At 44.6% G+C, this 13,890-nt stretch carries 11 protein-coding genes; 1 reads left to right on the forward strand and 10 read right to left on the reverse strand.

The genetic code is table 11. The features are described from left to right. Positions 1-21 precede the first annotated feature (21 nt). Positions 22-351, forward strand: coding sequence for a helix-turn-helix domain-containing protein (locus L3V32_RS16440; RefSeq protein ID WP_001143087.1), 330 nt, complete (start codon positions 22-24; stop codon positions 349-351). A 165-nt stretch (positions 352-516) separates the two neighbouring features. Here L3V32_RS16440 and L3V32_RS16445 read toward each other — a convergent pair whose 3' ends face one another. The 10 genes from L3V32_RS16445 to L3V32_RS16490 form a co-directional block, all read right to left on the reverse strand. Then, positions 517-1,101, reverse strand: a complete 585-nt coding sequence (locus tag L3V32_RS16445; RefSeq protein ID WP_237284728.1) for a hypothetical protein — start codon at positions 1,099-1,101, stop codon at positions 517-519. Further along, complete coding sequence (locus L3V32_RS16450) at positions 1,098-1,808, reverse strand: hypothetical protein (protein WP_237284782.1); 711 nt, start codon at positions 1,806-1,808, stop codon at positions 1,098-1,100. The genes L3V32_RS16445 and L3V32_RS16450 overlap by 4 nt, the downstream gene beginning before the upstream one ends. A 157-nt stretch (positions 1,809-1,965) precedes the next feature. Further along, entirely contained in the window at positions 1,966-2,547 is a 582-nt protein-coding gene (gene mobI / locus L3V32_RS16455; RefSeq protein ID WP_237284729.1) for a conjugative transfer protein MobI(A/C), read from the reverse strand. Positions 2,548-2,994: 447 nt separating this feature from the next. Then, complete coding sequence (locus L3V32_RS16460) at positions 2,995-4,146, reverse strand: hypothetical protein (RefSeq protein ID WP_072605381.1); 1,152 nt, start codon at positions 4,144-4,146, stop codon at positions 2,995-2,997. Continuing rightward, positions 4,146-5,876, reverse strand: coding sequence for an AAA family ATPase (locus L3V32_RS26235; RefSeq protein WP_237284730.1), 1,731 nt, complete (start codon positions 5,874-5,876; stop codon positions 4,146-4,148). The genes L3V32_RS16460 and L3V32_RS26235 overlap by 1 nt, the downstream gene beginning before the upstream one ends. Positions 5,877-6,095: 219 nt before the next feature. Continuing rightward, on the reverse strand, positions 6,096-6,908 hold the full coding sequence (locus L3V32_RS16470) for a DUF3800 domain-containing protein (protein WP_237284731.1): 813 nt from the start codon (positions 6,906-6,908) through the stop codon (positions 6,096-6,098). After that, complete coding sequence (locus L3V32_RS16475; RefSeq protein WP_237284732.1) at positions 6,905-8,227, reverse strand: restriction endonuclease subunit S; 1,323 nt, start codon at positions 8,225-8,227, stop codon at positions 6,905-6,907. The genes L3V32_RS16470 and L3V32_RS16475 overlap by 4 nt, the downstream gene beginning before the upstream one ends. 3 nt (positions 8,228-8,230) lie before the next feature. Next, the gene (locus L3V32_RS16480) at positions 8,231-9,775 is read right to left on the reverse strand and encodes a type I restriction-modification system subunit M (protein WP_276441610.1); all 1,545 of its coding nucleotides are present in this window, start codon (positions 9,773-9,775) and stop codon (positions 8,231-8,233) included. 64 nt (positions 9,776-9,839) lie between these two features. Continuing rightward, positions 9,840-13,355, reverse strand: a complete 3,516-nt coding sequence (gene hsdR, locus L3V32_RS16485) for a type I restriction-modification system endonuclease (RefSeq protein WP_237284733.1) — start codon at positions 13,353-13,355, stop codon at positions 9,840-9,842. A gap of 57 nt (positions 13,356-13,412) precedes the next feature. Beyond that, a complete protein-coding gene (locus L3V32_RS16490; protein WP_072605390.1) occupies positions 13,413-13,616 on the reverse strand; it encodes a helix-turn-helix transcriptional regulator in 204 nt (67 codons plus the stop codon). Positions 13,617-13,890 lie beyond the last annotated feature (274 nt).

Genomic DNA, 13,890 nt, shown 5'->3' on the forward strand with positions numbered 1-13,890 from the left:
GAGATTGTCGATGAATGTGATTTGCCAACCCCAAGCCCCCTACCAACACGCCTTAAAGAGGCAAGAACGCGAGCAGGCATCAGCCAAAAAACGCTCGGTATTCGTATTGGTATGGACCCAAGTGTGGCGAGTGGACGCATGAACCATTATGAGAAAGGCCGCCATACGCCTGATATCAACACGTTAAGAAAAATGGCAGAAGAACTAAACGTACCCATTGCGTTCTTTTTCTGTGATTCACCAAAGACAGCTGAACTTCTATGCCTTATAGAAAATCTCTCAGAAGAAGAAAAAAGCACACTAATTCAAAAGTTAGCTAGCAACCAGCCCCACACCTCAAGTAAATCCTAAATTCACAGGGAAATTGGGAAACGTGGGAAATCGGGAAAACTACCCCTCCTTGTTACTCCCACCCCGCTTTGCCTGATATGCGGCATACCAGTAGACACATCCAACAGCAGCTATTGCCAACATCAGCCCCGCGAGCCAATACCAAAGCAAATCCATACAGCCTCCTTAAATCGTTGAATCAAAGGGATCGCATCTAATACCACCACAGTCAAAACCAGTATCAATGCTAGTCATGCTGTCATTCCCAAACACATTACCGCCGATATCAATGCAGGAGTTTTCCACCATGGGAAGACCGCTTGCTGGATTGATATAACCACACCAAAATGAGGGGCTCGAATCAGAACTGGAATCTGCGATATCAGGCATCAATTCTGCACTCGCTGCACTGACCAATCCAGCTCGGTATACTCCTGAACTTGATAACCCAGATAACGAACCATCTCGCATCGACATTTGTCCATGTCCAGCGAACCTTCGCCCCCTTCTTGACCTGCCATAACGTCGATGTAGCTTGTTCACGTAATAAGATGCAGTGAACAAAACAGTCAAAAATGAAATTGGGCTGGGCAAGGAAAACAACAGCACCACAAAAAGAATCCATTTCACCATTAGTTTTAGCGGCCAGAGCCAATCACGGTGAACGGTTGTCTTCGCGTCTTTTTCTGTGAAAGCATGTGGCTCAAAACCTGTGCAACCAGGGTGCTTTGCAGACACTTCATCAGAAACGGTATGCATCTTCAGAATCATGCTACCTCCTCAGCCATAGAGTGACTCAACTGGGAAAAAACAGTGACTACCAGCCAGTGAGTCTCCTGTGGCACTAGCAAGAAATATAGATCTCCCGTGGGGTGGTGCCAGATTTGACTGCCGTCGTCACCGTACTTCAGCAGTTTCTGAAATCGTGTACGATCTGAGAGTCTCGCTTGACGAAGCTCAGGGTTGCAAAGTTGACGTTGTAGGCTCAACCAGGGAGATTTCGTGTAACCGTGACGAAAGCGCTCTTGGTAACGCTGTATGGCATGGCGACTGATTGCCACTGGTCCCAAAACTGGTGAATCAAACACGGGCTGAGGTGAATGATATGGCTGGATCACAGGTATCTGTTCAGTAGAAGCAGCAACACCGACAATTTCATCTGGTTTGAGTTTCACGCCACCCAGCCACGTCTTTAAATACTGACTCGCTCGCAGCAACTCATCACTTGAGCACTGCTCCAAAGACTGAAAGGTCACATGCGGAAACCCTATCTCAAGACCTTTACCGCTACCAGGACGATGTCCGAAGACCTGACAGTCCCAGAGCAAAGAGCGTACTGCTGTTAACTCTGCAATAGCTACACGGTTCTCAATTCGCCCAATTTCCACATCAACTATCCCATATCTCGACAACCCAACGAACCAAGCAACGCTGACTGCGTTATGGCTGGCAGATACTGACTGAACTTTTAACTTCATCACTGGCATATCCTCCTTTTTACTACCAGCGTATCATCGAATTTTAAAATGCAACCCCAGACTCAAGGAAAGAAAAGCCTCACCCAAAAGCTAGATGAGGCTTTATTAAAAATCAATAACCAATTGATCTATTTAATCTTTGTTATGCCGGTGCAATTTATTCCTTCGCTACACTTTCATCGAAATGCTGACGAAGCTTGTTGAGGCGATTTTGATATGCCTCAGCCTTACAACGAAGCTGATTTGCATGCTTTCGGAGATCTCTAATAATTTCGAAAGCATCTTCCGTCATGTTAATTATTGGTAGCTCCCAATCTCGCGCATACTTAAATGTTCTCTGGGGATAGCGTAATCCTTTCCCCTTTGGAAAATGTTGCGACCTAACAGTATATTCAGGGTGACTTACATTCTTAATTTCAGTTTCGCTGAGAAACTTATTTTTGAACCATACTGCTTCAAATTTATTTTCTTTAATTCTAGCGCGGCATCCATAAGTACCCATTTTCACATCGCTACGGTTGCGGTACTGCTTATTGTGTCGCCAAAAGTGATTACAATAAATGTTGGCAATACACTCAAGACGATAGCCCTCGACCTGAGCAATTTCTTGAATGCTAGTAGCGAACTCAGTGGACTGCTTGAGCGCAAGCTCAAACAACTTATCTTCATGAACTACTTGCATGGTTTGAATCGTACGATGCCAGTCACGGGCAACTTCATTTTTTTCTATAAAATCCATGGCGTTTCTCCTGTGTTTTGGATCAACACCAAGTTACCGCACTAGCTAAAAGAACACCGACTCGGAAATTGCCCTTCCAGGGCGCGATGTGTCGAAAGTGCAAATTATTTGGGACTAGAGCTTTAGGAAATCTGAACTCAGGGTGGATGTCTAAACAGCTGTGACTCAATTCATCCAAGGCACCTAAGAAAATAGCTTTTTCTAATAGTAATAACCGGACCTTTCCAATTCCTTTCCAGATAACTATCTTTTTTGGGACTCTTCGCTTCGTTTTCCATGAAAATAGCCGTTACCTCTAATGGGACAAGTGGCGATAATTTCCCTATTATTTGGGACTACGATACGTAGCCTTCAAGCGCAATGGGACTTACCGTTAAGCTAGCCAATAAGTTTTGGGACCTTTACCTGCACTTTCACATGTGAAACTTCCCCTCCAAGGGGAGTTTGCTAAAAACCAAACTCCGCTAACAGATCACCATCATTAGCGACTGTTTGCTTCCATTCAATCAGTGACCAAACATCACGCAAATATCCCTGATCTTTATTAGCTAAGAATTCATAAACTCGATACCACCAAAACCGCCACTCAGCTTTCTTAACATCCAAGGGAAACCGCTGGGTATGCCGGTTTAACTGGTTGCAAAAATCATTGAAGTCCTGTGGCATCAAGTCCGAGGCTACCCGTTCACAGAAGTGGGTTATAACATGCTCTTCAACTCGGCTAGGAACTTGATAAACCTCTTTCCAAACACTGATTTTGACAGCGATCTCAGCGGGCGCAGTGGGAAACGTAACTGGAGCCGAGGCTATTGGGTCCTGCCAATCTCCACCATGCAGTTCAGCTAACCCTCTAAAACTAGGCTCTATACAAGCATACTGATGGCATGACTCTTGTGATGGTGGCAAGGGATAAAAAGCCGTTCGGCGTTGTTCTTGAGAACCGACAAGTACGTTCTTCGCCCCTTTTGCCTTACTGTTACAGATATGGCAAGTAGGGATGAAGTTTCCAGGGTGAGCCGTGTAAATCGGGTATTTATCTTTGCAAAGCACATGGTCGTAATCGGCTCGCCATTGCTCATCATCATCTAAGTTTGTTCTATCTTGCGACAGTAGTGAGGTACCACATAAAAAGCACAATTGGGAATTATTGTTTTCACGCCTAAACTCTTGAAAGTGTTGCTCTATCGAACTATCAGCCTGTTGCTTTGCTCCAGATAAATCTTTAGTCCGAGTGAATAAATGGGATGTCAGAGACTTAAACACTTCAAATAAGCTATCCTCTAACTCTGGTAGTGGAGCAGCTAAATCATCAAAATACACTGTGATATCTTGGGAGTTTTGAACAAGTTCAAATAATTCACGTCGAGTCTGTTGTTCTAAAGGCTCTAAAGCAAGCCATAGCGCTTCAAACTTTTCTTTCGTAGCCTTATTGCTCCAACAGACACTTATTGTTTGTTGACCGTCATGTTGGTACTGAGAAAACAGATCTTGATTGAAGCTGTTCGCCTGAACAGCTGCCTCTAAGAAATGCAAAAGCTCACTATTTAGTACCTCAAAAACACGGCACTGAGGGGTATTGGGATTCAATGGAAACAACATTAGCTTTGCAACTTCCTTAGCAAGTAGGCTTTTTCCATCGAGTCACCAAGATTTTCCTCAATCCACTCACGTGCAGCAGCTAGTGACTCAGGACGCTCATCCTTAGGTAGAAATTCTTTTACAGCTTCGACAACCGTCTGCGAGATAAGGGAGCGCAAACCAAAGTGGTTTTTGATCAACACTTCAAATGATGCACCGTATGTCTGGCTATCCACTGGTTTCATTTGAATCAAACCGTTATCAGTTCTCTCAAAGAGCATTACATCTTCCCGCTTCAGCGATGACACCATGAATGGTGAGTGGGTAGATATGAATAGCTGACCTTTCTCATTATCTTCGCCTACAACACCTTCTACAAAAGAGTGGAAGTACGTGCGCCAGGATGGATTTAGGTGGGTTTCTGGCTCATCAAGTAAAAACAGTGCCCTGCTATCTTTGTAGATATGAGCCATGGATAAAATCTGAATCAGCTGAGCTTCACCATCGGATAAGTCATCAAATTCAATATACTGGTGACCATCCGTCAACTTTAGCGATAGAACATTAATGGGCGATTTCCACTTTTGTGGCCTTTTTGCTGAACGGTCGAAATTATCTTGTCTAAGCTCTCGTTTGGTTTCACCCTTCCAAAAGTCTGCAGCCAGTAGATGTAAGCGGTAGAGCTTTTCAAACAACACTTGTGAAGTAAAAAAGCTGCTTTCCAAAACATCTCGCACACGATGGTCGCTAAAGTCAATCGTGAGTTCACCCGCTAAGTAGTCCAACTCGAACTGGTCAAAGAACTCTTCTGATGTTTTACTCACGCTTGGCAACGGCTGAAAGCTACAAGATGACAAATCCGCTAAAATGTCAATCAATTTAGCGATGTCCAACAGTGCACCCGTATCATATGTAAACTTGCGCAGATCATAACGAAACTTAACGGAATGAATTTTGTTGAAGCGCTGTTTGCCTTGCCAAATATCTAACTGCACTTCTCCTGGCAACATTCCCATGCTTGCCAACATCAAGGTTGTTGTGTCTTGGTCAAAATATTTAAGACGTGGTAGGGGGGTTGCCCTCAAACCAATATTGGTAAGGTCTACTATTGTTGAGCCTTGCGGTAAGGGGGGAAATATTGATGGGTGTCGAGTTTGATAGTAATCATATGCCTCTGAAAATTTCTCACCAATTAAATCTATATCCCCTTCGGTTAGGTACTTCCCTCTTTCATCTCGAGATTGATTGATCGAAGAGAGTCGTCGCTCCCACGCACGCCGAACATTCATTACGTCTAAGAATTGCACCGTGTTCTTCAAGAAAGCCCGCTGCAAATTTTCGTTGAGACCTGATGAATAACCAATAACTTGGCTTGGTAAAATCTGTTCTTCTATCCCTGAGTTTTCGTCACTACCTAGATCAATCAATATGTCATCGCAATAGGCAGTTACGATACCGTGCTCATTAATGTTGACAGAATAACGGTTAACTTGACCTTCTGAGTCATAGGGCTGGTTGGCATAACAAATTTCGATAGCTAGTGATGGGAACCAATTGCGACATTTATAATCTTTGCGTAAATCACGCTCTAAGTAGCCAAATATTTCCGCCACTAACTCAAGTAACTGGGACTTACCAGAACCGTTAAGACCGATTAATGCGACTATGTTTCCCTGAGTTCGAGAGAAATCAAAATACTGATCTTTAAGCCCTTTGTACTGGCCGTTCAGTTTTAACGAGAGTAACTTCACGAGTGTTATCCTATACGCTTGCGCCATCACCCCACGCTTATGGGGAAAATGATTTACCACGCAATGTGGTAATATAGTGCTTGAATTTTTTCTGGGCTGTCCACTATACTAAGCGCAAGTGGATTGGGAGTGCCCGGTCGGCGTTGGAACCTCGGTGAGTATCATCGAGGTTTTTCGCTATCTGGAGGTTAGCAAATTTGAAATAACCTCATAAAAATACTATGGAAAATGCTTTAGTCCCCACTGGTCATAGCCTTGACCAACAGCACACCTGCCACCCTCACAGTAAAACTTCTTCTGCAAGATATCGAATGCTTGGTTTGCCTGAGCTGGGTTGAGTACATGCCTACCGATAGGTCTCGCCACTAAATCTGCCAACTGTAACCCAGCCGAATTAGAGGTTTTCGATGCCATGCGTATCTTAAAAGGCAAATCTCGCTGATACTTGTTTTCACCATCACAGATGCGGCGAAACTCAAGCTCTAGTTCGTTGTCTTCTTTCTTGCCTCGACACTCTACAATGACATGAGTCTCAAGCTCTTGTTGCCCCTTCTCGGTTACCAGGTCATACAAGGTTTCTAAGCAGTGCTTGAGAGCAATGTGGTAAGGGTTACCCATCTCTTCAGGGTTGCGTATCTTGTTCTTCTCAATCACACAGGAAGCAAGAATAAAGTTGCTGCCGTCGATGATTTCACTTAAACGACCTAGGAATTGATTTTTGTCTGATCGATTCTTGAAAGTGGTGAAATCGCCTTTCTCTTTGCGGATTTCATGCTCATGTAAAATCACTAAATCGTGGCCAAAGTAGTCAAACTTAAGCTGTTGAAGCTGGGGCACAACATTAGATAGATAGTGCCCCTTATAGAAAATGCAAAACGCCAACACGAAGACAGGGTAATCCTGATCGATTGATGTCAGGCTATGGTCGCCACTTTCATCGACATAAACCACAAAGTCACTAAAACCGCGCTTTTGACCAATCAGCGCCTCTTGCTCTTTTGGTTGTGACTGATTTTCAACACTCGGGGTCATGCGCTAGTTGTCCTTGCTTTGCGCTTAGGCTTTGTAGCCGCTCGCTCTGCTTTAATCTTTTTCAGCAGTGCTTCTGCAGAGTTATCACCGGAGATGAGTTCTGGGTTTTCTTTGCGCCATTGCTCGGTCAACTCACCACGAAAAGCCTTGGCAAGGATCGATTGAGTAAGGTTATTGACCCGTTCTAATGCTTGATTAACTTGTTGTTCGGTAGCATCTGCGCCAGCAAATAGTTTTTCTACGCGACGGACAATTTCTTGCTGCTCTTTGAGCTGAGGTAACGGGATTTCTAACGCAGCTAGTTCTTTGCTATTGATATTATTTACACCTGAGGTTGATCTGGCATTAACTTCAATAACTTGCCTTAATTGAGGGCTATTTAGACAGAAAGACACATAGTGACTATCCACAAGGCTGGAATCCAGACGCACTCGAATCAAATAACCAGCAAATAAGCAGTGCTCATCATCTTGAGAGATAACAGCATTCTTACCCACTAGATCAACACTACCGTTGGAGCGTATGAGCAGCAAGTCTCCGCTTTTCAACGATAACTTTGCTAGCTCTTTTTCATCAAACTTCGCATACTTCAAATCATCCAAAGATATTTTGCCATTAGTTATATTTGGAATTCGCAGGACTGGAGTACCTATCTGTTCTGGAGAACATTTTTTAGAGGTTCCGTAGCGTATATCCTTGGCAATTGAGCTTATCGGTTTCGCTGCTGCAAACTCCTTTCGGTCACGCCAACCTTCCGTTAATTTTCCACTCACTGCTGCAGCCAACACCGATTGACGGAACTGCTTGAGCGTTTCAAGCGTGCTTTCTAGTCGAGCTTTGGTCACTTCTACCTGTGCAAGTAAAGCATCAATCTTTACTGTGATGACTTTTTGTTCAGCTAGAGGGGGAAGCGGTACGCCTACCTCTTGAAGCCCCTTTCCAGTAATTTGAGGCTGAGCTGAACCAGAAATAGTGTCTTCTAGCCCGCGAGCTTTAAGTGCATAAAATAAAAACTCCAAGCTAACTAGATCAGTAGGTTGACTATCTAAAGCCATCGCATTGCCATTTATGTAAGAGCACGGCTCAGAGATGTGCAGATTGCCACATGTTGCACCACGGCAAGTTATCATAAGAGTTGGCTTTTCATGCGTGTACTCGCTGTAAAAACCAATTTTTCCATTGGCACCGTATACTACGTAGCCTTTTTCAATTAAATTTTTAGTTGGGATTGTCTTCCATTGCTTTGGAGTAACCAAATCCACTAAAAGAGGTGATTTCCAATGCTTTGGAATATTGTTTCCAATCAAACCTAGGGACATCAGTTAATCTCCACCAAGTTCTGCAAGCAAGTTGTCAATCTCAGCCAAAGCATCATTCAATTGTTGCTTGGCTTCTTTTGCCAACACACTAGGCTCAGGAAGGCTTGAGGCATCGACACTGTCCTTGTCTTTTAGCCAGCTAATATCAAGAGAATCGCCTTTGCTTTGACGAATCCAATCACGGCTAAAGCAACGCCAACGGCTATGCGCCAAATCGTTATCAACGTTTTGGTTTTCTTCGCTAGCGGACTTGTCGACTTCAATTTCAAACGCATCGAATGACCATTCCCCCTCTTGGCGCGGGCTTTGGCCATTGGCATCCTCACCATAGACCTTTTCAAAAGGCGCAAGGTGGCTTTCATTAAATGGATTGCGCTTACCAAAGCTAGGCATATTGGTTCGAAGATCGTATAACCAAACATTCTCTGTACAGTTTTCTTCTTGCAACTTGTCCTTTGCGCTGCCCTTAGTGAAAAAGAGCACATTGGTTTTAACGCCTTGAGCGTAGAAAATACCGGTTGGTAGTCGCAGAATAGTGTGGAGATTACATTTGTTCATCAGGTCCCGACGAACATCCGTACCTACACCTGATTCAAATAACACGTTATCAGGCAACACAACCGCAGCGCGTCCGCCCGGCTTCAAATTGCGATAGATATGCTGCAGGAACGCCAGTTGTTTGTTGCTCGTTGGGTAGGTCAAATCATCGCGGGTAATCGACGCCTCACCACCTTTGCTGGTACCAAATGGTGGGTTGGCCAGAATCACATCTGCTTTTTCTAAGTTAGCTCCGACTTGACCTAACGCGTTACCTAAGTGAACCACGCCTTCATCATCACCTTCCATGCCATGCAGCAAACAGTTCATTAATGCTAGGCGACGAGTCGACGGTACAAGTTCCACACCAATAAATGCTTTGTTCTTTTGGAACGCCTGCTGCTTTGCATCGAGGTCGAAATAGTCATCAGTCTGACCTTTCATGTAGCGATCAGCAGCAATCAAGAAGCCTGCCGTGCCTGCTGCAGGGTCTTGAATCACTTCTCCTGGCTGAGGTTTGATGCAGCGCACCATAGAATCAATCAGGCTTCTTGGTGTGAAGTATTGCCCTGCACCAGATTTAGTTTCATTAGCGTTCTTTTGTAGTAAGCCTTCGTATAGGTTGCCAAGGCCATCTTTTTCATTGCTAAACCAATCTTTAATCTGATCGAGTGACTTAACAAGTTGTTCTAGATGGCGAGGCTCGCGTAAGCGGGTTTGTGCATCGGCATAAATCGCACTGATAAGCGGGTCGGTGTCTTGAGAGAGGTCGAGCAACATTTGCTTATAATGGTTGAGCAAATTAATGCCTGACTTGTTGTTCAAATCCGTCCAACGACAACCTTCAGGCAAAATATGCTTGTCCAATGTTTCGGCTTCAGTATTCTCGTGCACCATCTTAATGAATAGTAGCAGTACTAGTTCAGTTACATAGTCGGAGTAGTTGATACCGTCATCGCGCAGCACATCACAAAGGTTCCACAATTTTTGTACGATATTATCGTTAGTCATCTTACTTCCTATTTTGCCTGCTTACGCCATGACATTTGGCGGAGGCACTCAATTTGTTTCGGGTTTAGCTCGCTACCTGAGTAGGCCACATCGCTTCACTTAACTCAGCCAGCACGGTATCTAGCTGATTCACTAATATTTTATCCAATTGCTTGGCCCCACCATGATCAGCAAAACGTTGGTTGACGAACTCACGGTCAACAATGACTTCATGTACAAGTTGTTTGGCAAGCCGGTCAAGCCATTTTCGCTGTGCTGTAGTCCACTGATGATTGGTATAAATCCGGTCCATCGCCTGAGCAACACGCTGCTCAAATGGTAATAATGGTTCACCAAAAGCCGCACGGCGAATGTGTCCGATGATACTGGCCGCAATGTCTTGGTTGGTTTGGTTACGCACTGCACTTTGTAGTTTCGCTTCGGCGTAACCCGCTCCATCAAGAAGTAAGCGCACTTCTTTAAGCTGCTCTCGCGTTAAGTCTCTTGGCTTATTGACCACTACCGCTAGCGCAGCAGATTGATTTAACTGTTCTTTAATGAACTGGTTAAAACTATCGAGATAATCTTCAGGGCGTTGGTAAGCACCATAGCTTTGAGTGCGCTCTCGTATTTCATCTTCATGGTTGGAGAGCACAGGTTTACGCTCACTGCCAATCAGCAATGACACTTCCGCCAGTTGATTCAGTAGGCCGCTTTGCTGAGTTACAAACTGCGCCGCCTGTTTGGGCCCCAACTGATGCAAGTGTTTGTGCAGCAATTTAGGTTCAACTCCCCATAGCTCCTGTAATTCCCCTAGCTTCTCTTTCAGCTTTGGGTTTGATTCAGATTTTTTCTCGGCCTTACGCAACACTCGCATCAGCTTTTGGCTCAGTTGGCTAAGAATGACGTCCGCGTGCGATTCACCTTGTTGCTCACCAGGACTATTTAGCGCTTTATCCAACGTTTCGGGGTCCGTCAGCTCATCCACTAACTGCTCAATAGTGACATTCGGATCTTTCACCAAAGGCTTCATGGTGTTGACCTCGCTCAACGCTGCATAAATATCGACGGGGTCATAAATCCGAAATACGGTTTTACCGATCTCGTCACAACGGCGAGTAGCACGCCCAATCATCTGCTCATATAGAATGCGTGATTTTACGCGACGAAGAAAAACAAGGTTAGCTATTTTGGGAACGTCTATGCCTGTCGTCAGCAAATCTACGGTAATGGCAATGTTCGGATAACGTTCATTCTTGTATTGGCGAATGAGCTTATCGACTTTGTCACTTTGGCCAGTAATCTTAGCCACTGCTGCCTGATTATATTCACCGTTGTAAAGTTCTTTAAATGCAGTGTCCAACAGACGCTTCACCATATCGGCATGCAGGTCAGTCGCACAGAAGATCATGGTTTTTTCGTCACCAAATGGATCAAGTTCCTGTACCAGTTGCTCACAGATGACTCGATTAAAGTTCTCATTGATCACTCTGCGGTTAAACGCATCAACCTCAAACTTAAGCTCATCTTCCAGTTCTGATGATTCAACCTCACCTGTTTGGGTGTTGATCGCAGACACTTGTGAGCCTTTTTCAAAGGCAATGCCATTCTGGGTCAACAAGGTTTCGTAACGAATTGGCGGCTCATGATCAATCAGCCAGTCATCTGCGACCGCTTCGCGATAGGAGTAGGTGTAAACGGGCTTACCAAATATGTCACTGGTATGCTTTGCTGGTGTGGCGGTTAAGCCAATTTTAACGGCATCAAAGTAATCGAGTACTCGGCGGTAACTTGAGAGATACTGACTGCTATCACGAGTGACCAACTCTCCTTCAGTCATTTCTTGATCTAGGGTGTAGCCTCGGTGAGCTTCGTCAACAATGATACAGTCAAACTGATCCACTGACGGTGGGTTATCTGACATGAATATACGCTTGACCATGGCCTGCACCGTCGCAACCTGTACCCTCGTTTCCGCTTCCGCAGCCATATCACCTAGCTCTGCAACGTTGTAGATCTTGGACAAGGTCTGGTTTTGCTCCAGTGGTGCTTCGTTGAATGAATCTATCGCTTGTTGACCCAAAGCAGTTCTATCGACAAGGAACAAAATACGCTTAAAACGCTCCGCCTTTAAAAAGCGATACATCAAGCCAATGATGGTACGAGTTTTTCCCGTCCCCGTAGCCATCGCAAGTAACGCACTACGAATATTTTTTGCTAACGTGTTTTCTACCGCCGTAATCGCTTTTTCTTGGTAGTCGCGCAACTTTAGATACGCAAACCCTTCTTTCTGCAAGGCGTGCTCCGCCTCTTGTTTACTCCGTTTCAACAAGTCCATTAAACCATCAGGAGTGTGGAACTGCTGTAAAGCACGCTTAGTATTACTAAAGTCACGCACATCACGAAACCAGGTACCAGACTGCTCCTTAAGCTGTGGGAGATATGGGCGCCCATTGCAGGAGTAGACGAATGGTACTTTGTAGTGGTCATCGAGCTCGTCTGGCCATGCCACCGTTTGTCCTTCAACTTCCCACGCACCTTGCATTTGACCCTCGAGCTGAAAACCTTTGCTATAGCGCTCTGCTTGAGGAATCTTACCCGCGACATTTGTATTTTCTTTTTTTGCTTCTACCACGGCGATTGGTATCAGACCATGGAACAATACGTAGTCTGCTCTGCCGCCTTCACCATTGTATTTTGTTGGCCATTCTGCAATCGCTTTATTAACGCCTTTTTCTGGACGAGCGCCGTTTTGGTATGTTTGCTCTTGGCTATCAGCGGCCCAACCAGCTTCCGAGAGTTGTTGGTCAATCAGAATACGCGTTAACTCTTCGCTTAATACAATGTGCTGGCTTGCTCTACGCGCATTAGCGCTTACTTTTTGTTTCTGAGCTGCCGAGGCTTTTTCATCTTGCAACTCTAGCTTCTTCTGGAGGGCCAGCAGCTTAGACTCATATTCTTTTTTCTGTTCGGCTAACGCTAACTCGTGCTCTTTGGCGAGCTCAGCAAGTTGTTTGGACTCTTCATCCATCGCTAAAGCCAACGCTTCAAACTCTACTTTTTCTTGCTTGATTAAGTCATTCAGTTGTTTGCTGGAATCTAACTCTACATTGGCATTGGTGAGATCCGTTTTCAGTTTCTCAATTTCAGACTGGAGTTGACGCAGTTGGCTACTAGGATCTAAAGGTGGAAGGAATGGCCCGGGTTTAAAACTTGAGCCTTGCTTGCTAAAAGATTGATGAAACCAGATAGCGAGTGCTCTAGCGACTTTAAGGCCGTCGAGAGCTTCTCGATGTTGAGTTCTAAACTTATGAGTCGCTTTGTTACCTTCGATGCGGAGGGTATGGAAAAGTTCACGAACAACAGGCTCGAGCTTCAATTCGCGATTAAGACGATATATTAGATCTGCTTGGGTAGTTTTCTCATCAAATTCAACACCAATAAGTACGGCAATGTGCTGTGCTAGAGCTTCCCCTAGCTGCCTTAATTTGATTAACGTTGTATTTGGATCGCTTGAAAAAACGCGCTCCGCGCAGGAGGCTAGTTCAACAAAAAGTGGATCGTGTTCTTTCAGAAAAGCAAAGCTTGATGTTGTCTGCATTTTACCTTCCGTATCCTTACTTAATTTCTGGTACTAAAGCCAAGATAAAACTTATGCTTAAGCGTGATCCCGTTCCAATAGCTCACCCACACTGCAATCAAAAAGAACACACAAACGTTCTATCGTTTCCAAGTCCACTTTTTGAGCGGTTTCTTTGTAGAGGAGCGTTACTGTATTACGACTAAGGCCCGTCTCACGGACAACATCAGCAATACGCAACTTACGCTCTCCCATCAAACGAGCAAGATGGCATCGAATCATAGTTTCTATCCATATAGATGAAGTTATGAGGAACAAGATTTTATCACAAACTCCTCGCGATGAGAAAAAATACAACTTGAAATGAAATTATTAGCGGCAGGATGAAATTCGTGTTAACCCTCTTCCCGTACTCAAAATAACTCTAACTTGCTCTATCAGTACAGTGAATGCAGCGGAAACTGTACCGATAGAGCGGCACAGTTCGAAAGCGGTACACTTACTACAACAGTTTTTTTATTCCCCTCTTCTGTTTTTTCAATTTATTTCAGCACTG

This window comes from Vibrio sp. J2-4 (assembly GCF_021728155.1).
GTDB classification, from domain to species: Bacteria; Pseudomonadota; Gammaproteobacteria; order Enterobacterales; family Vibrionaceae; genus Vibrio; species Vibrio diabolicus.